Source organism: Bacillus cereus group sp. BfR-BA-01347, from assembly GCF_022663835.1.
In the GTDB taxonomy this organism is placed as follows: Bacteria; Bacillota; Bacilli; order Bacillales; family Bacillaceae_G; genus Bacillus_A; species Bacillus_A thuringiensis_K.
In genome coordinates this window covers 77,807-98,970 of the sequence record NZ_JAKUGG010000013.1, presented here as the reverse complement: position 1 = coordinate 98,970, position 21,164 = coordinate 77,807, and the positions used below count along the sequence as shown (strand labels likewise).

Genomic DNA, 21,164 nt, shown 5'->3' with positions numbered 1-21,164 from the left:
AAATGAGGTGAATATATATTATGAAAATATGGGGAAGAATTTCGGATACAGGAAAGTATTCAATACCGCTACAACCAGTATTGTGGATTGACGGATCGAAAAAGGAAAACGAACCTCCTCAAATAGCCGTTACATTACAAATTGGTAGTATGTATACAGAACAATTTTCGTATGAATTGACCTATGATGTAAACGACATACTTATTATGCGAATTGAAGTGGAAAATAAAGGGTTAGAAATGATTTCGAGAGTTGTTGTAAGTCATATGATTCGAGATTACTTTGCTTATATTCCTAATTCTTTAAAAGTTGATAAGGGGATAAGTGAGTTTTTATTCCAGCTTGTAAGATGGCGAATTGATGATTTGTTACCAAATGAGAAGGTGGAACTACGTTGTAAAATAAAAGCTAATAAAGATAAAGCTCTTAAACAAGTATTCTTTCAGGCTACATATACATTTCAAGACAAAGAGGTATCATATGGCCCATTGCAAACAAATGAAGTTGTTGTGCGTCAATGATAAAAAGGAACCTGTACAAAAGGTTCCTTTTTTAGTGAAGGTTGTGTTTTTTGAGTATTTTCTTTTGCTCCACTCCTTTTTTTCCTACATAGTTATTTTTGTAGCCAAAGTATAGAATAAATAAAAATGAAACAACATTAACAATAGCGTCGATTTGATCGTTTGTAATAAAGTGTATGCCGAAAGAGGTAAATAATAATTTTAATGATAATAGAAAACCAGCTAGTAAACGCATAGCATCTGATAGATTCTCTTTTTGTAGCATATAGATTACTCCTTTCTATAAAAGTTATATATTATATATATGAAATAGAGTAGAAAAGGTATACAAGCTTAAGCGGAAATGTACATTGGATATGTACATTTTTTATTTTGTAGAAAAACATTATTGATATAGAAACATATATTGGTATAAAAGGGGGAAAAGTATGAAACATAAAGGGAAAATTAGTGGATTATTGCTTGGTAATACTGTGGCAGTTACAGAATGGATTGCACTTCAGGATGTAATTGCAAAACTAGATTCACGATCATTTTATACCGTCTTTATTATTTATATATTGCAAATGATACTAAGTTATTATTTTGGACATTGGTACGATAAAAGAGCGAGCGAGCGTATGGATGTGGAAGTAGGAGGAATGGCAAGCAACGATTTTGTTGTTGATTTTTTTGGGAAAGTAGCTGCTTTATCTGAAAGAGACTCTCGTAATATTACAGTGTACATTCTTTCTGTAAAAGAATGGGAAGGATTAAAAGACACGTTGCAAGAAAAAAAATTGGGAGTGTTAGTACAAAAATTAGAGAATACCATTGTAAAGACAATTCGGAAGGGCGATGTTGTTACAAAGTGGGATGAAAATAAGTATGTTATTGTAGCAATTGATAATGGTCATGAAACATCAACAATAACAAAACGATTAATGAAAAATATTGAAAGTGAAATAGAAGGGGATTTACTCAGTGTCACTCTTTTATTTGGAGCAGCTAGCTATCCAGTAGAAGGAAAAACGTTTGAAGAACTGTTGAGAAAGTCGCAAAATCAATTGTACCAGTATAGAAATTTGCAAGAAAATGAGTGAAGCTTTGATTTGAAGATATATGATAGGAAGATGTTTTGTTTGTAACATTTTTTTGACTTTTATTACAAAAAAACGCCACGTTTGTAATAAAAGTCTTTAAAAATATATGAAATAAGCATATAATTATGATGGTAATGCCAATGCAATTTGCACAGTGTGTTTTATTTTAAAAGTGTAGAGGAAAGCAAGCTCTACACTTTTCCTTTTTAGGAAATGAAAAGAATATTTGTAAGTTGTTGCGAGACATCGATTGTACTGTGTAAAATGAACAAAGAGATTAATTGATAGAAAGCTGGAAAGGGAATGATAGACGTGAGAGCGGAGTAATCACCTTTTATCAGGTGAATTATTATAGTCTTATTAAGACTGAGGTGAAATTCCGTGGACATTAAAGTAATACATAGTGTGAACAGGCCTTAAAAAACACGAAGTAGTATACTTAAAGATGGATATGGAATTGCTAAATAATTCAAAAAGAAGAATGTAATATCAAGTAATAATTTGTACAAACAATATTAATGATCTTCGTAAAAAAGATGCGAGTGTATAGAACAATTACATATTTTATAACTTTTTTATATTACACGATGGTCGTTTATAAGTAGGAGGAAGAGATGTTGAAATATAGTAAATTAGCAATTGTAACTGCATTATCAATGATTTTATTAGCCGGTTGTTTCGGTCCGAAACCAGAAGAAGAATTATATGTAGCGTTTGAAAACGCTGCTAAACAAGAAAAAACAATGTTTGAAGATGCAAAAAAACTTGAGACTTTAGAGAAAGAAGGACAAGAATTATATAACCAAATTGTGCAAGAAGGAAAAGATAATAATCAAACTGTTAAAGAAAAACTGAATCAAGCAGTGAAAAATACAACTGAACGAGAAAAAGTGCTTACAAAAGAAAAAGAAGTTTTAAATAAAGCGCAAGAAGAAGTGAAGTCAGCTGATAAGTATGTAAAGAAAATTGAAGATAAGAAATTGAAAGATCAAGCTGATAAAGTGAAAAGCACGTATGAGAAACGCCACGATTCATTTAATAAAATGTATGACAGCTATGACAAATCTTTAAAACAAGAAAAAGAGTTATATACAATGTTACAAGATAAAGGTACTAAATTAAAAGATATTAGTGAAAAAGTAAAAGTAGTAAATCAGTCTTATAAGGATATTGAGTCAGAAAAAGATAAATTTAATGAATTCACAAAGTCTTATAATACAGAAAAAGTAGCTTTTTATAAACAAGCAAATATTAAAATTAAAGAAGAGAAAAAATAAAACAGTTTGGCCAAGTGTAGGCCAAACTGTTTTATTTTTTTGTATAAGTACGACTATACCATGGAACAGGTTCACTTAATTTTTTTTCTTGTTTTAATGCTTCAGGACCAATATAATCTTGAAGTGTTTTTTTTGCTACTGTTAATGATAAGGTTGTTTTCGGATTTCGATAGGAGGATTCAAGATGACCAAGATGCGGTAGAATTCGAAAATCTTCTTTCGTAGGAGGGATGTGGAAAAAATAATCGCCTAAACGTATAAGGACATCAGATTGTTGTTGGCTAAAACGTGGGTTTCTAGAAAAATGTAATCCTTCTTTAATTGCTTTTTTTTCAGCAATCAAACGTTCTAAAGCTGTCTTTTTTAACCAGTATAAATATTTAGGATTAGTAGCTGCTTTAGCATGACGATTCACAACGAAAATAGATTGAGCTAGTCGATTAATAGAATGTTGATTTTGTAATTGAGATTGTGGTTGTGAAGGTTTCATATTGAATCTCCTTTCAATTTTTCATTATTATACCATAAATAAAATAGGTATTTATTATACGCAAAAAGTGATTGTATATATTTTCAATATTAAAGCAATATTGTTACAAAAAACAACTATTTTGTATAATAGTAATAGAATATGTTTTTGAAATTTGATAATGAAAGAGTGAGAAGTTTGAAAGAAATATTAAAACAACAGTATGCCATTATAGATATTGGATCTAATACAATGCGTTTAGTTATTTATGAAAAGCAAAATGGAGGTTATTATAAAGAGATTGAAAATACGAAAGTTGTTGCGAGGTTAAGGAATTACTTAATTGATGGTGTGTTGAATGAAGAGGGAATAGAAGTATTATTACAGACATTATTTCAATTTCAAGAAAGTACAAGATTCCATCAGTTGCATCATGTACTTTGTGTTGCAACAGCAACAATTAGACAGTCGGAGAATCAAGAGGAAATTAAAAAGCTTGTTGAAGGACAAACAGACTTTACTCTTAGAGTATTATCAGAGTATGAGGAAGCGCGTTACGGATACTTGGCGGTTATGAATTCTACATCGTTTTCAGAAGGAATAACGGTAGATATTGGTGGGGGAAGTACGGAAGTTACATACTTTAGAAATAGAGAGATTTTAGAGTACCATAGTTTTCCTTTTGGGGCACTTTCTTTAAAGCAACAATTTATTAAAGGTGATATTCCTATTAAAGATGAGTTAGAGGGAATGCAACAGTATTTAGAGTCTCAATTTCGAACGTTACCATGGTTAATCAATAAGAAATTGCCTCTTATTGCAATTGGTGGTAGTGCTAGGAACTTAGTAAAAATCCATCAAAATTTAATATGTTATCCTATAGCAGGATTACATTTATACAAGATGAAAGAAGAAGATATTGAAAGTGTAAAAGAGGAATTAGAAAAATTGTCGTTCATAGAACTTCAGAAATTGGAAGGATTGGCAAAAGATCGAGCAGATACGATTATTCCAGCGGTTGAAGTATTTCATACACTTGTTAATGTTATAGAGGCACCGGCATTTGTATTAAGTAGAAAAGGGTTAAGAGAAGGTGTTTTCTATGAAGAGTTGACAAAAGATTTGGGGATTTCATATTATCCGAACGTAGTTGAAGAAAGTTTGCATTTACTATCATATGAATACGAAATGGACATGGAATTTGTTATTCAACTTATTAAACATGGAAGACTAATTTGCAAACAACTTGAGGAAATAGGGCTTATTTCTATGTCAGTAAAAGACTGGGAAGTGTTCCATCAAGCAGCGAAAGTATTTAATATAGGCAAATATATAGACGAAGAAGCGAGTCGTTTACATACGTTTTATTTATTAGCGAATAAGACAATTGATGGCATGATGCATAAAGATAGAGTGAGGTTAGCACTTATTGCATCTTATAAATCAAAAATGCTATTTAAACAACATTTATCTCCATTTGAAGGTTGGTTTGATAAAAGTGAACAAAAAAAAATCCGCCTATTAGGAGCTGTTTTACAATTTTCAGCTGCTTTAAATGTAAGGCAACGATCGCTTGTTGATACCATATCTATAACAGAAAGCGAAGAGGGATTAACGTTTAAAGTTTTATGTGAACAGTCTGCATTAGCAGAAAAAGTGCAAGCTGAAAAACAAAAAAAACAGTTAGAAAGAGTATTAAAAACGAATATTAATTTATTATTTGAATTAAAACATTAGGTTGTACGGATGTCTTTACGAAAAATTTACACTTTGTAATATTGTAACTTGATAAAATGAAATTAACTAAATTATAGTAAAAAAGTTTCAAGGGGAAGTGTGAAGAGAATGGAATTATCGAAGGGGAATGCAGTAGATTTAAATGATACAGCTTATTACAATAATCGAGAGTTAAGCTGGCTAGCATTTAATGAACGTGTACTACAAGAAGCGCAAGATGGAAATAATCCACTTTTGGAAAGATTGAAATTCATTAGTATTTTTAGTTCGAATTTAGATGAATTCTTTATGGTACGTGTAGCGGGATTAAAGGATCAAGTGAGTGCTGGATTTAATCAGCCAGAAAATAAAGCTGGCTTAACACCAAAAAAGCAATTAAATAAAATTGCGATAAAAGCCCATGCACTAATGACAGTACAATATGATACATTTAAAAATTATGTATTACCAGCGCTTGAGTTAGAGGGAATTGAACGTTTAACATTCAATGATTTGACGAAAGAGCAGCGAGAATTTATAGAAGAGTATTTTGACGAGCAAATTTTCCCGGTGTTAACTCCTGTAGCTATTGATGCATATCGCCCATTTCCAATGTTATTAAACAAAAGTTTGAATTTGGCTACTCTTTTATATGATGAGAAGCAAGCGGAAGAAGAAAACAGGACGAAGTTAGGGATTGTACAAGTTCCTTCATTACTTGAGCGCTTCATAATTTTACCGAGCGAAGGGCAAAAGCATAAATTTATTTTATTAGAAGACGTAATTAGTAGCTTTACTCATAAATTATTTACGGGATATACAGTATCATCTGTTACTCGTTTCCGTATTACACGCAATGCAGATTTAACGATTCATGAAGAAGGTGCGAGAGATTTATTAAAGGTAATTGAAAAAGAATTAAAAAAGCGTAAGTGGGGGGCTGCTGTTCGTTTAGAAGTTGGGAAAGAACACATTGATGAAAGAGTATTAGCGTTATTATATGAGGTTCTGGAAGTAAAAGATGAAGATGTATATATAATGGATGGTCCATTAGATTTAACATGTTTGTTTTCTTTATATAAAAAACTAGCTCCTTTATATGAACATCTTGTATATCCGGCTCTTATTCCGCAACCGCCTCAAGATTTAGGTGATGAAGAAGATGTATTTGAAAAAGCAATTGAGCATGATATTTTATTACATCATCCTTTTGAATCATTTCAGCCGGTAGTTGATTTTGTCCGTGATGCGGCAGACGATCCGAATGTACTTGCGATTAAACAAACGTTATATCGTGTAAGTGGTGATTCACCGATTATTCAGGCGTTAAAAATAGCGGCTGAAAAGGGAAAACAAGTGACGGTATTAGTTGAATTAAAGGCAAGGTTTGATGAAGAAAACAATGTTCATTGGGCTAAAGAATTGGAACAGGCAGGCTGTCATGTTATTTACGGTGTAAGTCACTTGAAAACTCATAGTAAAATTACGTTAGTTGTAAGAAGAAAAAACGGAAAAATCGAAAGGTTCGTACATCTCGGAACTGGAAATTATAATGATGCAACAGCGAAGTTATATACTGATTTTGGATATATTACATCAAGAAAAGATTTTGGGGTTGATGCAACCAATTTCTTTAATTATTTAAGTGGTTATACAACAAAGCCACATTTTCATCATTTATCGGTTGCTCCATTTGATATAAGAGAGCAGTTTATGGATTTAATAGATGAAGAAATCCGTTATCATAGACAATATGGAAATGGATATATTATCGCTAAGATGAATTCATTAACAGATAAACCGTTAATAAAAAAAATGTACGAAGCATCGCAAGCTGGAGTAAAGGTAGAGCTCATTGTTCGAGGAACATGTTGTTTAAGACCTGGTATTCCAAATGTAAGTGAAAATATTCGTGTAGTTAGTGTTGTGGGAAGATATTTAGAACATAGCCGTATTTATTATTTCCATCATAATGGAGAGGAGAAAATATATTTATCTTCAGCTGATTGGATGACGCGAAATATGGAGAAGCGAGTGGAAATATCTTTCCCGATATTAGATATTGAAATGAAGGCACGAATTAAGGCGATTTTACAGCTTACATTAGCTGATAATGTGAAGACACGTGAACAAAATAAAGATGGTGATTACTATTATGTTATTAATGGTAGTACAGAAGAAATTGATAGCCAAGTGAAGTTGTTTAAGATGGCGTATCAAAATACAGACGCTGAATAATGAAAAAAGTAAAAACCTCTTATGTCCATAAGAGGTTTTTACTTTTTTCTACTCATATGCTCCAAAAATGGAAGGATGGGTAGAAACAATAGTTTTATTATAAGCGTGTAATGAGGTGGCTCGTTGAGAGAATAACATTTGAAAGAATCGTTATTTTAACTTAGTAATAGTATGGTTGCTGACATGGTCCACCGTAACAAGGATAAGGTGCTGGCGGCGGGAAAGGTGGTGGATAAGGTGGATAAAATGGTCGAGGGCCGAAAGCTAATGCTCCGCCGAGCAATCCACCAGCAATTCCAGCTAGAAAGGGAACGCCAAAAAACGGGAAGAAGCGTGAGTCGCCTACTGGACCAATAGGTGCTGAACGGACTGGAATTGGTTGATAATATGGATACATGAACATACCTCCTTTATTGGACTCACTTTTATCATATGGTAAACAAAACGTGGATGAGCGCGTACAAGAAAGGATATGTAAGAAAATAGGCGAATTATTACGAATGTTGGAGTGTAAAAATTGTGATTTCAGGTTTTGACATAAAACGAAATGGAACACGTGTTCTTCCGAGGCCTCGATTGACATAGAGGGTTAAATCCTGCATCGTATAGAAGCCTTCAATATAGTCTTTGGCGAGTGATGGTGTAATAATAGCTCCTAAAAAAGGGATTTGTACTTGTCCGCCATGGCTATGACCAGAAAGTTGCAAGTTGATTGGATATTTGGAAATTTGCGGTGCGATATCTGGCTCGTGAACAAGAACGATGTTATAAGTATTTTGCCGTGCATGTTGTAATGTTTTCTCTATTTTTGGTTTGCCTAGTAGTATATCATCGAGACCGAAAATAGAAATTTCACTATTATCCATTAGACGAATTCTTTTTTCACTATTGAGCAATAGTTCAAATTCTGATTCACGCATGATGTGCTCATAGTATTCAGTTCCATATCCACCGTGATCATGGTTACCATAAATAGCGAATTTACCAAAGGGGGCTTGTATATTTTTTAAAATGGATGCGACGAAAGGAGTGTCAGTATACGTTTGATAATTATCAATGAGATCTCCAGTAAAAAGGACAATATCTGGATTTACAGCATTAATTTTAGAAACAACTTGAGATAAATGCTGGAGCGAGAAATAGTATCCGAGATGTAAATCGCTGAATTGAAGAATTTTCATACCATGAAAACTTTTTGGGATGAGTTGTGATTTTAATGTGTGCTGTGTAAAAGAAATGAAATGGGGCTCTATATATTTAGCATAGTAGTATCCGATGCTACTGGTTATAAATGAATAGAGACAAGTACGCATACCAATTTTCAAAAAAGTTCTTCTTGTAATGTGCTTCATAAAAATATGAGTATACCTCAAGGTTTTTATTCCATTTATAGGCTACTCAAATCTCCTTTCAGTTTATTTAAAAATATACTTTACATAATAAAAAATTAGTATAGATTACGAAAAAAAATGAATGAAAAGAAAGTTCTTTACGTTAAAATATCAGAAAACTTTAAAAATATAAAGATTTCTATTAAATAAAGTGATAAAATGAATATGTATTCATTTTTTGGAGGGGATGTATGTGAAAGAAAAGGTAGTTATTATAACAGGTGGATCGAGTGGAATGGGAAAAGGAATGGCGACTCGTTTTACAAAAGAAGGGGCACGAGTTGTTATTACAGGACGTACGAAGGAAAAACTAGAGGAAACGAAGTTGGAAATTGAACAATTTCCAGGGCAAGTATTACCTGTACAAATGGATGTAAGAAATACGGATGACATTCAGAAAATGATTGAACAGATTGATGAGAAGTTTGGTCGAATTGATGTTTTAATAAATAATGCAGCTGGAAACTTTATTTGTCCAGCAGAAGATTTATCCGTGAATGGTTGGAATTCAGTCATTAATATTGTATTAAACGGTACATTTTACTGTAGCCATGCTGTTGGAAAATATTGGATTGAAAAAGGGGTAAAAGGGAATATCATTAACATGGTAGCAACATATGCATGGGATGCTGGTCCAGGAGTTATTCATTCGGCTGCAGCGAAGGCAGGAGTATTAGCGATGACGAAGACGCTCGCTGTTGAGTGGGGACGTAAATATGGAATACGAGTTAACGCTATCGCGCCAGGACCAATTGAACGTACGGGCGGTGCTGATAAATTATGGATTTCAGAAGAAATGGCTAAGCGTACGATACAAAGTGTTCCGCTTGGAAGGCTGGGTACGCCAGAAGAAATTGCTGGTCTAGCTTATTATTTATGTTCAGATGAAGCTGCGTACATAAATGGAACTTGCATGACAATGGATGGAGGACAACATTTACATCAATATCCATTTTAAAAGGGATAAAAAAATGAATGTTTGATTCATTTTTTATGGTTAAATGTGACGGAATTGTGACATATGAAAGAAAAGTGTTTACAAGAGGTCATATATACGTTATATTTAAGACCTCTTTTTTCTTCATAGTAGAATTGCTAATTCCCCTTAGCATTTTACCCCTCTAATCCCTTCAGGAAAACTGAAGGGATTTTTTATTATTTTTCCGTAAATATCATGTTATAATTTTTGAAAAGTAAAGGGAGGGAAGCACGTTGATAGATGCATTAGATGTAATGAGTAACTTGGATAAAGTCCTTCCTTATTATCAAGCTATTTTTAGTGCTGATGAGCATACTGTAATTGGATACGAAGTAGTAGGACGTATTCAAACAGAAGAGGGCATACAAAGTTTAGCTTCTTTCTTTCACGATGATTCAATTCCAAGTGAATTTCAACTGGAAGCGGATAATATTATAGTAGAAAAAGCTTTAAATCGTTATTTAGAAAGCGATCAAAAATTATTATTATTTATACATCGGAATGCTAATGTATTAATGAATGATGATGATGAAAGCTTGCTTCAACTTTTATTGAGGTATGAAGAACAAGGTTTAAATTTAAAACAAATTGTTTTAGAGATTACAGAGCATGAATGTAAAGAAGATATAGAGCAATTTAATCATTTGCTTATGTATTATCGTACATATGGTATTCAAATTTCAATTAATAAAGTCGGAACGGGCACAAGTAATTTAGAGCGTATTAGCGTGTTAGCACCTGATATTTTAAAAGTAGATTTAACGAACTTAAGGCAAACAGCACTTTTACAATCTTATCAAGATATTTTATATTCTTTATCATTACTTGCTAGAAGAATTGGTGCAACTTTGTTATATGAAGAAATAGATGCTTTTTATCAACTGCAATATGCTTGGAAGAACGGCGGAAGATATTATCAAGGTAATTATTTGAAAGAATGTTTACCTGATTTTATTGAAACGAATGTTTTGAAAGAGCGACTTGGTAATGAATGTCATCAGTTTATTCAGCATGAAAAGAAGAAGTTACAAAAAATTTATAATTTAACAGAGATGTTACGCGATCGCATTGGCGATGTTTTATCAAAACAAAAAAAGAATGAAGATATAAATGATTGGTTATTACAATTTAGTCAAAGTGTATCACAGTGTAGTTTTCGTATATTTATTTGTAATGAAGATGGTTTCCAGCAATCAGGAAATGTTATGAAAAAAGATGGAGAATGGATTGTGATGCCGGATTATTATATGAAGAACTGGAGTTGGCGTCCGTATTTTCTCGAGAATATCATGAAAATGCGTTTTGAGAATAAGGCGAGGCTTTCAGATTTATATGCAGATATTGAAACGGGAGAAATGGTACGAACATTTTCTTTCCCGATTGATGATGACAACTTTTTATTTATAGATTTATCTTATGAATATTTATATGAAGAAGATGTTTTATTTTAATGCACGAAGAGATTCGTGCATTTTTTGTTTGTTTTTATCATAAATTGGTAATAGTGAAAATGGTGATGAAAATGCTGTCTATCGTTGTAAAGATTTTACGAACGAAACCTGTCCTTTCTTTGCATAATCATTGTTACAATGAATACTACAAAGACAAGTTCTTTTAAAAGGAAGGTGAAAAAATGAGGAAATATGGAATATGGCTTGTTCTATTTGTATGTGTTGCCTTTCTAGTTGGTTATAGTGTTACGACTGTTTTAGGAAAAGAGGAAGTGGAAGTCGATCGGAAAGAAGTATTTACAACGATACAAAAAGGCTATGAAACCCAATTTTCAATTCGTGGGAAGAATTTGCCGATGAATAAGATGATAGAGATGTTATCACCGTATTTTACAGATAATTTCCTTCAAGTATTTACAGATGAAAATAGCAGAAGTGATAAACAAAGTGGTGAATATTTACTTCCGGCAAAAGAAGCACCGTTTTCTTTTAATTCAGAAACGAAAATGTCGTATGATGAAGAACATAAAAATTTATATGTATATGAGCGGACAAAAAGTGGACAATATCAAATTGTAACATTGAAAAGGGATCAAGATAAATGGAAGTTAGCAGGATATCATGAAAGTCAGGAACTTTTAACTGAAATAAAAAGGTTGCAACAATTATAAAGTGAAACTTTTAATCAGTGGGAGGGATTACTCTTCCATCTAACTTCTTTGCTGTAGCTAAATTTTGGGTGGGAGTTTTATTACCTACAAATAGCGGGATAAGAATAGGAATAGGTATTTACCTATTCCTATTCTATATTGAGTAGTTTTTGTAACTTTTCAATTTGAAAACCTGCAACTACTTCGCCATCAATTACGACTGTTGGAGTTGAATAAGAATCATAGTCGTTTAAAAGACGATTGCGAGCAGCAGCGTCTTTTTTTACGTCAAATTCTTCATATGCAACGTTATTATGCTTCAAAAATTCTTTTACAATAACACATGGCGGACAATCGGGTTGTGTATAAACCTCAATTTTTTTCATTGTAATTCCTCCTTTTTTCTGTTTTTTATTATATTCTTCCAATATAAAAACCGCAATAAAGAAGGGGAAATATGTTCTTTCTGTTTTTTCCTTCGCATTTCGACAAATTTTTAGTTGAGTTTCTGGCCAATAACCTTTATCCTAGAGTGTGGAACATTTTTTCTGTTATGACGGATAGAATGAGTATAGCTGTAAAACCTATTGGTAGGAAGATCAGAGAAAGGAGAGATTTCATGTCTCTACTCCAAGGAATTTTAACTCGACTTGTTAGTCTACAAGAACAAGCTGAAAGCGGTGAAGTAGCACAACGCTATTTTGAAGTGAACGGTGAGCGCAAATGTAGCGTGAAATTTTTCGATAAAAGTGAAATGTATGAGTTAGAAGTGTATCAACAAGGTGAAAAACCTCAAGTGTATCAATTCGATAATATCGACATGGTTGCAATTGAGATTTACGATATCATTTCTTGATACATATAAAAAAGGTACTGCCACATGGCAGTACCTTTTTTAGTTCTATTACTTTCCGGCGTAATGTATAGAAGTTTTTTATTTTTCCTACAATGGTATTAAAATGAAAATTTAATCCGTGCAAGTTTGCTTATCCATGTGGATAATTAGTCCCGTCAACCGGCTGAATATGTGAAGCTAAATTTCTCACAATCGCTGGGTTCTGCAAATAGCGGGGGAAATATAACTAGGAGGTTATCGTATGGAACGTTTACCAGTTGTGATTTGTCCTAATTGTCAAAGTTCTGCTGAGATTATTCATGTATTAACGGCTCAATCTAATCAAAATGTAATTTATACGTGCCAAGTTTGTCACTTTATAATTCGAAATATTGAAACGAATAAAGGATAGGAAGTTATAATTTTAGTTTTTGTCCCATACAATGAGAATACAAAAAGTCTGTCTAATTGAAAGGACGTGACTCTATGGACGGTGCACATAAATTTTACAATGTTTCAGAGAGACATTTAAATTTCGATATGGTTTTTAACCGTATTTGTAGTTTCATTGAAAAGGATCCACGAAATTTATATCGATTATCCATTGGGACAGACTCGCAAGCCCATCAAAAGGATACGAGGTTTATTACAGCAATCCATATTCATCGTGTTGGAAAAGGTGCCTGGGGTTGTTTACACCATAGATCAGTAAAAGATAAGCCAACAACCTTACGTGAGAAAATATATTTAGAAACACAGTTTAGTCAAGAAATCGCATGTCTATTTACGCCTACTCATATACAAACAATATGGGAGTTATTGCACCCTTATGCTCAAGATGGGGCTGGATTCATAATGGAAATTCATTTAGACATTGGGAATGATGGTTTAACAAAAGAATTTATTTTAGATATGACAGAAAAAATTCGAGCGATGGGATTAACTGCAAAAATTAAGCCGGATGCTTATGCGGCATTTAGCTATGCAAATCGATATACGAAATGATTTTTTGTCTATTTACGATTGCTACATATCTTTTAGTAAAAACTGAATATTACATCTATTAAATAGGTTGAATTTTTTATATAATAAGAGTAACGATGCGAGTGTAAGGAGAGGGGTATATGCAAAGGGAAGTTGTTTTAACGAAGGAAGAAGAAAGTTTGCTACTAGATATTTTATTTCAGCAAAATTATGCAAGTGAAATTTTAGCTGTGGAACTTACAGATATTGAGAATGGTTTGAAACAGACAGATGTGATGCAATATAAAAAAATCACAAGGTTATTTTACAGATTAAAAAATAAAGGGTATTAAGCGCTACCGGAATGGTAGTCTTTTTTTTGTACTGTATGCTAAAATAGCTGTGTGATTGTATTTTTATTAAAATAAATTTAGGACAAAATAATAATATGAAAACGCTGTCATAAAATGTGAATAGAGTTGTGAACATAAGCAGGAAAAAGGGAAAATGGGGGATGTAATATGATTAGTATTCCGAAAGACGAATTTCAACAAATTCTTGTGAAGGATTTAATGATTTCATCGGAAAAAGTAGCTCATGTCCAAATTGGAAATAGTTTAGAACATGCTTTACTCGTTCTTGTGAAATCTGGATATTCGGCGATACCTGTCTTAGATCCAATGTATAAACTACATGGTTTGATTAGTACTGCCATGATATTAGATGGTATGTTAGGATTAGAGCGTATTGAGTTTGAAAGACTTGATGATATGAAAGTAGAGCAGGTGATGAAGGAAGATATACCTGTTCTTAAATTAGAAGATTCATTTGCAAAAGCTTTAGAAATGACAATTGATCATCCTTTTATTTGTGCTGTTAATGAAGAAGGCTATTTTGAGGGGATTTTAACACGTCGGGCTATTTTAAAATTGTTGAATAAGAAAGTAAGGCAACATAATCGATAACGTGAGAAAAGTGACTTCATAGAAACGAAGAAGTCACTTTTTTTTCGTGCATATCACTTGTGTATGTATTATATTTAAAAAGACATAAAACATAAGGAAGTTTGCGCTCGGAAATTGTATTTTCTGAATGAAAGCATTCGGCTAAATTAAGGATGAAAAGCTTATTGAAATAAGGTGTATGGAAGCTAAGGAAAGAGGGAGAAAGTTGCAAATTGATGATTTTCAAATGATGGTTGTGTTAGCTCAGGAATCAAATATGAGAAAAGCGGCGGAACGTTTATTTGTTTCCCAACCTGCGCTGAGTCAACGATTACAATCTATGGAGAAACAATGGGGAATGAAGTTTTTTATTCGCTCACAAAAAGGATTGACAATTACACCTGAAGGGGAAAAAGTAGCAAATTATGCTAAAGAAATGTTGCAAAGGGAAGAAGATATAAAAAGTGAGCTAGCTGTTTTTAGAACGGAAACTCATGGAACGTTAAAAATAGCTGTTGCATCAGTTATTGGTCAATATTGGCTCCCTCCTGTTTTGAAAAAGTTTGTGCATAAATATCCTTCTGTAAAGATATCGCTGTTTACTGGATGGAGTAGTGAAGTGCAAAAGCAGTTTTATGAAGGAGACGTTCATGTTGCTATACTGAGGGGAACACAAGAATATAAAGGTCAGAAGCAACAATTATTTGAAGATGAACTGTATTTAGTTGATAAAGAAATAAAAGATATTTCGATGTTAAAAGAAACAAATAGGCCGTTCATTCAATTTAAAAGTGATTCGACTTATTATGGACAAATACAAAATTGGTGGTATGGTTTATTTTCTAATCCGCCTAAGCGAACGATTGTAGTTGACCAAATTGAAACATGTAAACAACTTGTTTTAAATGGTATAGGTTATGCCCTTTTACCTTCTACTGTTTTAAAGGAAGTACAGGAAAATATGTATAAAACACCTGTTCAACTGACGAGAGAAACATGGTTGTTAACAAGTGACTCGGCAAGGCAGTTGAAACAAGTACAAGCATTTTTAGAAATTATAGAAGAAATTCAAAGAGAAAAATAAGATTATTATCTTGCTACTCGCTCTTTCGTTTGGTAGAGTAACATTATAAATGGATTTAGGAGGCAACAAGAATGAAAATGATGGACGCTAACGAAATTATTTCGTTTATTCAAAAAAGTGAAAAGAAAACTCCTGTAAAGGTATACATAAAAGGGGATTTAAAAGAAGTAACATTCCCTGAAACAGTACAAGCATTTGTGAATAAAAAATCAGGTGTATTATTCGGAGAATGGTCTGAAATTAAGACAATTCTTGATGAGAATAATAAGCACATCGTTGACTACGTTGTAGAAAACGATCGTCGTAATTCTGCAATCCCAATGCTTGATTTAAAAGGTATTAAAGCTCGCATCGAGCCAGGTGCTATTATTCGTGACCATGTTGAAATTGGTGACAACGCTGTAATTATGATGAATGCAACAATTAACATTGGTGCTGTAATTGGTGAAGGTTCTATGATCGACATGAACGCAGTACTTGGTGGACGTGCAACAGTCGGTAAAAACTGTCACGTAGGTGCAGGTGCTGTACTTGCAGGTGTTATTGAGCCACCTTCTGCAAAACCAGTTATCGTTGAAGATGATGTAGTAATCGGTGCAAACGTAGTTGTTTTAGAGGGTGTTACAGTAGGTAAAGGTGCAGTTGTGGCAGCGGGAGCTGTTGTAACAGAAGATGTGCCTCCATACACAGTTGTTGCAGGTACTCCAGCACGTGTAATTAAAGAAATTGATGAGAAGACAAAAGCAAAAACAGAAATTAAACAAGAGCTTCGTCAATTAAACCCAGAGAAATAAAAAGTAAAAAAGCGTAAGAGCGTAAATGGGCTCTTACGCTTTTTATAGATAGAGGTGCAAAAATGACAGTAAGCAAATTTGTCCAAATTCGTAGAGATCTACATAGAATTCCAGAAATCGGATTTAAGGAATGGAAAACGCAACAGTATATTTTAGATTATATAGGAACACTTTCTCATGAATTTGTGGAAGTGAAGACATGGAAAACGGGTGTAATCGTTAAAGTAAATGGAAAAAAACCCGAAAAAATAATAGGTTATCGTGCAGATATAGACGGTTTACCAATTACAGAGGAAACTGGATACGAGTTTGCTTCTATTCATGAAGGAATGATGCATGCATGTGGCCATGATGTACATACAGCGATCGGTTTAGGCCTTCTAACGAAAGCTGTGAGCGAAAGAATAGATGATGACCTTGTATTTCTATTCCAGCCAGCAGAAGAAGGACCAGGCGGTGCTCTTCCTATGTTAGAAAGTGAAGAGTTAAAAGAATGGAAACCAAATATAATTCTTGGTCTTCATATTGCACCAGAATACGCTGTAGGGACAATTGCAACGAAAGAAGGACTGTTATTTGCCAATACTTCAGAATTATATATTGATTTAAAAGGAAAAGGTGGCCATGCTGCCTATCCGCATACTGCAAATGACATGATTGTTGCAGCGAGTCATCTTGTTACACAGCTTCAATCTGTTATTAGTCGCAATGTAAATCCTCTTGATAGTGCAGTAATTACAATCGGGAAAATTACAGGTGGTACGGTTCAAAATATTATTGCAGAAAAATCTCGTTTAGAAGGAACGATTCGAACATTATCAGTGGAATCAATGAAGCGTGTGAAAAGCAGAATTGAGGCAATTGTTGCAGGTATCGAAGCTTCTTTCCAGTGTGAGGCGATTATAGATTACGGAGCAATGTATCATCAAGTATATAACCATGAAGAGTTAACGAGAGAGTTTATGCAATTTGTACATAAACAAACTGATATGAATGTTATTACATGTACTGAGGCAATGACAGGTGAAGATTTTGGTTATATGCTTCGAGAAATCCCTGGATTTATGTTTTGGCTTGGAGTAAATTCAGAATATGGTTTACATCATGCAAAATTAAAACCAGACGAAGAAGTGATTGAAAAGGCAATTACATTTCTAAGCCAATATGTAAAGTGGAAAGGGAATAGAAAATAAAACTTCCGCTTTCATGAAGGTTCCAAAAAACTTTTTGTTTTGAGGTGTAAGTAACGCTCGTATAGATTGATTTTAGACATTTACATACAAATAAAAGAATTAAAGTTAATTGTACTGTTTTAATAATGAGCAGGGGGTTTTAGCCACTGCTCATTATTAATTATCTGACTAACTTATATATGTTTACTTTTAGTATGAAAAGTGTGTAAAATCAATGTGAAACATAGAAAAAAGGGTGGGGAATTACGTGCAAATTAGCAGTGCGATTTTATGTTTCGTCTTATATGCGTATGTTATTATTGCGGCGGTTTATTTTGGGATAAGTTTTTATGCCTATCGTCTAGTAGATAATAATGAATATGACGAAACATACAAATGGGTAAAGAGATATTTATCACCTGTACTAGAAATTATGAATGGGTTTGTGCTCTTTTTATTTATTGGATTAATTGCTTTCTCAACGAGTTTAGTAGGGAATAAAACTACGTTATTTGTATTGGGTATCATTATTTTTATGTTGTTAGGAATAAGGATTGGTAATACGGTCTTTTGGAATGAAAGAAAAGTAGATGGTTGGACGGGAATGTTAATTCCGTGCATGTTAGCTGCAATCGTGACAAATATAGAGCATGAATATTATCAATTACATTTTTGGCTCATTATCGTTTTAACAATTCTTTCTGTTTTGTATATAAGCACAGTAGTACTAACATATATTGCACATGAAAAAGGAGACGTTAAAGGCACTCGTTTCTTTAGAGGACGGGCATTATTTTGGAGTGTGCCGACGATGGCAGTTATCGCGCTTATTGCGATATTAGTAAATGGATATCAATTTTTTAATTGGCAACTATTTTTAGAAAACTGGTGGATCTTTATCTTTTCATTTATTGCTTTTTTAGGTGCAACGCATTATTTATTCCATCAACATCATTACATATGGGCATTATTATTTGCCTTCACACAGCTTCTATTTGCCTTTTTTGGTCAAGAAACATTATTATTCGTTTTTGAAACATTTAGTTCGTTTGGAAATATATTTGTATTTGCTATGTTACTTGTTGGTATCGCTTTTTACTTGCAACAATATTTTTATATACAAAAACAAAAATAAGAGCTAATTACAGTTTTTGTGACGCATATAAAGTGTGTTACACTGAAAATAAATAGTACTTGAAGTTATTGGAGGAATTCCTGTGGGTGAGAAAGAAAAAGAATTTGCTGTCATTGGACTTGGTCGCTTTGGTGGAAGTATTTGCCGAGAACTAGCTCAATTAGGTATGGAAGTAATGGCAATCGATTCAGATGAGGATAAAATTAATGAATTTGCAAATATAGCTTCGCATGCTGTAATTGCAGATTCAACAGATGAGATGGTATTAAAAAGCCTCGGTATTCGAAATTTTGATCACGTAGTCGTTGCTATTGGAGATAATTTAAATTCAAGTATTTTAACGACTTTGATTTTGAAAGAGCTGGGTGTAAAAAATATTACTGTAAAAGCTCAAAATGATTATCATGAAAAAGTGTTAAGTAAAATAGGTGCAGATCATATTGTGCATCCAGAACGTGATATGGGAAAAAGGATTGCTAATAATATTGCATCAAGCAATGTGTTAGACTACCTTGAGCTTTCAGATGAGCATAGTATTGTAGAGATTATTGCGAATAAAAAAATTGATGGGCACTCTTTAATTGAATTAGACATTCGTGCGAAGTTTGGATTGAATATTGTAGCAATTAAACGAGGTAAAGAAGTTATCGTATCCCCTCGAGCTACGGAGAGTATTCAAGCAGGAGATATATTAATTGTCATTGGTCATGACGATGAAGTGGATCGATTTAAACACTTTTTAAGATAAGAGAAAAGAAAAGGACAATGCCTTCATGGCATTGTCCTTTTTCTTATATTTCCATAATGATTGGTAAAATCATTGGACGGCGTTTCGTTTTCTCATATAGGAATGGAGCTAATGTGTCTGTAATTTCATTTTTAATTTCAGACCATTGTGTTGTTTTACGCTCCATTACTTTTTCTAAATGAGTTGTAATTAATGTTTGTGCATCATTGATTAAATCGCTGCTTTCACGCATGTAAACGAAACCGCGTGAGATGATATCAGGTCCTGCTGCAACTTTAAATTCTTTCATATCAATGCTTACAACTACAATTACAAGTCCTTCTTCAGAAAGGATACGACGATCTCGTAATACGATATTGCCAATATCTCCAATACCGTTTCCATCAATGTAGACCGAACCAGATGGGATTTTTCCAGCTACGCTAGCTTCATCCGAACGTAAAGCAAGAACATCGCCATTATCCATAATGAAGCAATTTTCTTCAGGGATGCCACAATCATTTGCTATGTTCATGTGCATACGTTGCATACGATATTCACCATGAATTGGCATGAAGTACTTCGGTTTAATTAGACGTAACATTAACTTTTGTTCTTCTTGTCCACCGTGTCCACTTGTATGGATATTTGAAAGTTTACCGTGAATTACATCAGCGCCAGCGCGGTACAACATGTTAATTGTACGACTTACGCTAATTGTATTTCCTGGAATTGGTGAAGAAGAGAAAACAACTGTATCTCCAGGAATAATTTGAATTTGGCGGTGTGTACCGTTTGCAATACGTGAAAGTGCTGCCATCGGTTCACCTTGACTACCTGTACATAAAATAACAACTTTATTAGCTGGTAAGCGGTTTAGTTGAGATGCATCTATGAATGTATCTTTCGGGCAACGAATATAACCAAGGTTTTGTCCAATTTCAATCGCTGCTTCCATACTTCGACCAAACACAGCTACTTTACGGTTGTTTTCAACAGCAGCTTCAACAACTTGTTGTAAGCGGTGAATATTTGATGCAAAGGTTGCGAATATAATCCGTCCTTCTACTTTACGGAAAATGTCTTGAATGCTATCACCAACGCGACGCTCAGACATAGTAAAGTTTGGAACTTCACTGTTCGTACTATCAGATAATAGACATAATACGCCATCTTTACCGATTTCAGCCATTTTCGTTAAATCAGCTGGTTCACCAACTGGTGTGAAGTCAAATTTGAAGTCACCTGTATGAACAACTTGACCTTGAGGTGTTTTCACAACAACGCCGTATGAATCTGGAATACTGTGAGTTGTACGGAAGAAGGATACAGACGTTTTTTTGAATTTAATAACGTCATCTTCTTGAATCTCGTAAAGTTTTGCTTTACGAAGTAAGCCGTGTTCTTCTAATTTGTTTTTGATGAGCGCAATTGCTAATTTTCCACCGTAAATTGGAATGTTCACTTGACGTAATAGGTAAGGGATTCCACCGATATGATCTTCGTGACCATGTGTAATGAATAACCCTTTAATTTTATCTTCGTTTCGCACAAAATAAGTGTAGTCTGGTATTACATAATCGATTCCGAGAAGTTCGTCCTCTGGAAATTTAATTCCAGCATCAATTATAATAATTTCATCCTGAAATTGAACAGCGTATGTATTTTTACCGATTTCACCAAGCCCACCGAGAGCAAATACAGCAACTTGGTCGTTTTTTAGAAATTTCATATCG

At 33.5% G+C, this 21,164-nt stretch carries 24 protein-coding genes; 18 read left to right on the top strand and 6 right to left on the bottom strand.

The genetic code is table 11. The features are described from left to right. The first annotated feature begins 20 nt into the window (after window positions 1–20). On the top strand, window positions 21–521 hold the full coding sequence (locus tag MR143_RS19150) for a hypothetical protein (protein ID WP_000708124.1): 501 nt from the start codon (window positions 21–23) through the stop codon (window positions 519–521). 31 nt (window positions 522–552) lie between these two features. Here MR143_RS19150 and MR143_RS19145 read toward each other — a convergent pair whose 3' ends face one another. Next, window positions 553–786: an SPP1 phage holin family protein gene (locus MR143_RS19145; RefSeq protein ID WP_000939449.1), complete on the bottom strand. Its 234-nt coding sequence runs from the start codon at window positions 784–786 to the stop codon at window positions 553–555. Window positions 787–949: 163 nt separating this feature from the next. Between MR143_RS19145 and MR143_RS19140 the strand changes: the two genes are divergently transcribed. Continuing rightward, the gene (locus MR143_RS19140; RefSeq protein WP_000680819.1) at window positions 950–1,603 is read left to right on the top strand and encodes a diguanylate cyclase domain-containing protein; all 654 of its coding nucleotides are present in this window, start codon (window positions 950–952) and stop codon (window positions 1,601–1,603) included. A gap of 614 nt (window positions 1,604–2,217) precedes the next feature. Beyond that, entirely contained in the window at window positions 2,218–2,880 is a 663-nt protein-coding gene (locus tag MR143_RS19135; RefSeq protein ID WP_000922485.1) for a YkyA family protein, read from the top strand. Window positions 2,881–2,911: 31 nt separating this feature from the next. Here MR143_RS19135 and MR143_RS19130 read toward each other — a convergent pair whose 3' ends face one another. Beyond that, window positions 2,912–3,370 (bottom strand): YkyB family protein, encoded by a 459-nt coding sequence (locus tag MR143_RS19130; RefSeq protein ID WP_000804864.1) that lies wholly within the window; start codon window positions 3,368–3,370, stop codon window positions 2,912–2,914. Between the two features lie 141 nt (window positions 3,371–3,511). Here MR143_RS19130 and ppx point away from each other — a divergent pair, with 141 nt between their 5' ends. Further along, window positions 3,512–5,086, top strand: coding sequence for an exopolyphosphatase (gene ppx, locus MR143_RS19125; protein ID WP_003302605.1), 1,575 nt, complete (start codon window positions 3,512–3,514; stop codon window positions 5,084–5,086). A 108-nt stretch (window positions 5,087–5,194) separates the two neighbouring features. After that, window positions 5,195–7,303, top strand: coding sequence for a polyphosphate kinase (locus tag MR143_RS19120; protein ID WP_000423549.1), 2,109 nt, complete (start codon window positions 5,195–5,197; stop codon window positions 7,301–7,303). A 160-nt stretch (window positions 7,304–7,463) separates the two neighbouring features. Here MR143_RS19120 and MR143_RS19115 read toward each other — a convergent pair whose 3' ends face one another. Next, entirely contained in the window at window positions 7,464–7,700 is a 237-nt protein-coding gene (locus MR143_RS19115) for a hypothetical protein (protein WP_000283738.1), read from the bottom strand. A gap of 97 nt (window positions 7,701–7,797) precedes the next feature. Continuing rightward, on the bottom strand, window positions 7,798–8,655 hold the full coding sequence (locus tag MR143_RS19110) for a metallophosphoesterase (protein ID WP_002164159.1): 858 nt from the start codon (window positions 8,653–8,655) through the stop codon (window positions 7,798–7,800). A 232-nt stretch (window positions 8,656–8,887) separates the two neighbouring features. Here MR143_RS19110 and fadH point away from each other — a divergent pair, with 232 nt between their 5' ends. From fadH to MR143_RS19095, 3 genes are all read left to right on the top strand, one after another. Then, the gene (gene fadH / locus MR143_RS19105; protein ID WP_089148311.1) at window positions 8,888–9,652 is read left to right on the top strand and encodes a 2,4-dienoyl-CoA reductase; all 765 of its coding nucleotides are present in this window, start codon (window positions 8,888–8,890) and stop codon (window positions 9,650–9,652) included. A 254-nt stretch (window positions 9,653–9,906) separates the two neighbouring features. Next, window positions 9,907–11,124 (top strand): EAL domain-containing protein, encoded by a 1,218-nt coding sequence (locus tag MR143_RS19100; protein ID WP_000564306.1) that lies wholly within the window; start codon window positions 9,907–9,909, stop codon window positions 11,122–11,124. Between the two features lie 182 nt (window positions 11,125–11,306). After that, a complete protein-coding gene (locus MR143_RS19095; RefSeq protein WP_001233807.1) occupies window positions 11,307–11,795 on the top strand; it encodes a DUF3993 domain-containing protein in 489 nt (162 codons plus the stop codon). A gap of 128 nt (window positions 11,796–11,923) precedes the next feature. Here the strand turns inward: MR143_RS19095 and MR143_RS19090 are convergent, their stop codons facing one another. Beyond that, window positions 11,924–12,160 (bottom strand): glutaredoxin family protein, encoded by a 237-nt coding sequence (locus tag MR143_RS19090; RefSeq protein ID WP_000717872.1) that lies wholly within the window; start codon window positions 12,158–12,160, stop codon window positions 11,924–11,926. A gap of 233 nt (window positions 12,161–12,393) precedes the next feature. Here MR143_RS19090 and MR143_RS19085 point away from each other — a divergent pair, with 233 nt between their 5' ends. From MR143_RS19085 to MR143_RS19040, 10 genes are all read left to right on the top strand, one after another. Further along, window positions 12,394–12,630, top strand: coding sequence for a YkuJ family protein (locus tag MR143_RS19085; protein ID WP_000055151.1), 237 nt, complete (start codon window positions 12,394–12,396; stop codon window positions 12,628–12,630). A gap of 241 nt (window positions 12,631–12,871) precedes the next feature. Continuing rightward, complete coding sequence (locus tag MR143_RS19080) at window positions 12,872–13,021, top strand: hypothetical protein (protein WP_000440539.1); 150 nt, start codon at window positions 12,872–12,874, stop codon at window positions 13,019–13,021. 74 nt (window positions 13,022–13,095) lie between these two features. Then, on the top strand, window positions 13,096–13,614 hold the full coding sequence (locus MR143_RS19075) for a ribonuclease H-like YkuK family protein (RefSeq protein WP_000348491.1): 519 nt from the start codon (window positions 13,096–13,098) through the stop codon (window positions 13,612–13,614). Between the two features lie 119 nt (window positions 13,615–13,733). After that, window positions 13,734–13,925, top strand: coding sequence for an antirepressor AbbA (gene abbA / locus MR143_RS19070; protein WP_001188692.1), 192 nt, complete (start codon window positions 13,734–13,736; stop codon window positions 13,923–13,925). Between the two features lie 168 nt (window positions 13,926–14,093). Beyond that, a complete protein-coding gene (gene cbpB, locus MR143_RS19065; protein ID WP_000623581.1) occupies window positions 14,094–14,537 on the top strand; it encodes a cyclic-di-AMP-binding protein CbpB in 444 nt (147 codons plus the stop codon). 178 nt (window positions 14,538–14,715) lie between these two features. Next, window positions 14,716–15,600, top strand: coding sequence for a LysR family transcriptional regulator (locus tag MR143_RS19060; RefSeq protein ID WP_001987174.1), 885 nt, complete (start codon window positions 14,716–14,718; stop codon window positions 15,598–15,600). A 71-nt stretch (window positions 15,601–15,671) separates the two neighbouring features. Then, window positions 15,672–16,394 carry a 2,3,4,5-tetrahydropyridine-2,6-dicarboxylate N-acetyltransferase gene (gene dapD / locus MR143_RS19055; RefSeq protein ID WP_000783241.1) on the top strand — a complete coding sequence of 241 codons (723 nt, stop codon included), beginning with the start codon at window positions 15,672–15,674 and terminating at the stop codon, window positions 16,392–16,394. A gap of 62 nt (window positions 16,395–16,456) precedes the next feature. Beyond that, window positions 16,457–17,587, top strand: a complete 1,131-nt coding sequence (locus MR143_RS19050) for an N-acetyldiaminopimelate deacetylase (RefSeq protein WP_000218668.1) — start codon at window positions 16,457–16,459, stop codon at window positions 17,585–17,587. Window positions 17,588–17,834: 247 nt separating this feature from the next. Further along, entirely contained in the window at window positions 17,835–18,701 is an 867-nt protein-coding gene (locus MR143_RS19045; protein ID WP_001167319.1) for a hypothetical protein, read from the top strand. 82 nt (window positions 18,702–18,783) lie between these two features. Then, complete coding sequence (locus MR143_RS19040) at window positions 18,784–19,449, top strand: potassium channel family protein (RefSeq protein ID WP_000504034.1); 666 nt, start codon at window positions 18,784–18,786, stop codon at window positions 19,447–19,449. Window positions 19,450–19,492: 43 nt separating this feature from the next. On the opposite strand, the gene rnjA is transcribed toward MR143_RS19040, so the two are convergent. Continuing rightward, on the bottom strand, window positions 19,493–21,160 hold the full coding sequence (rnjA, locus tag MR143_RS19035; protein WP_000670377.1) for a ribonuclease J1: 1,668 nt from the start codon (window positions 21,158–21,160) through the stop codon (window positions 19,493–19,495). Window positions 21,161–21,164 lie beyond the last annotated feature (4 nt).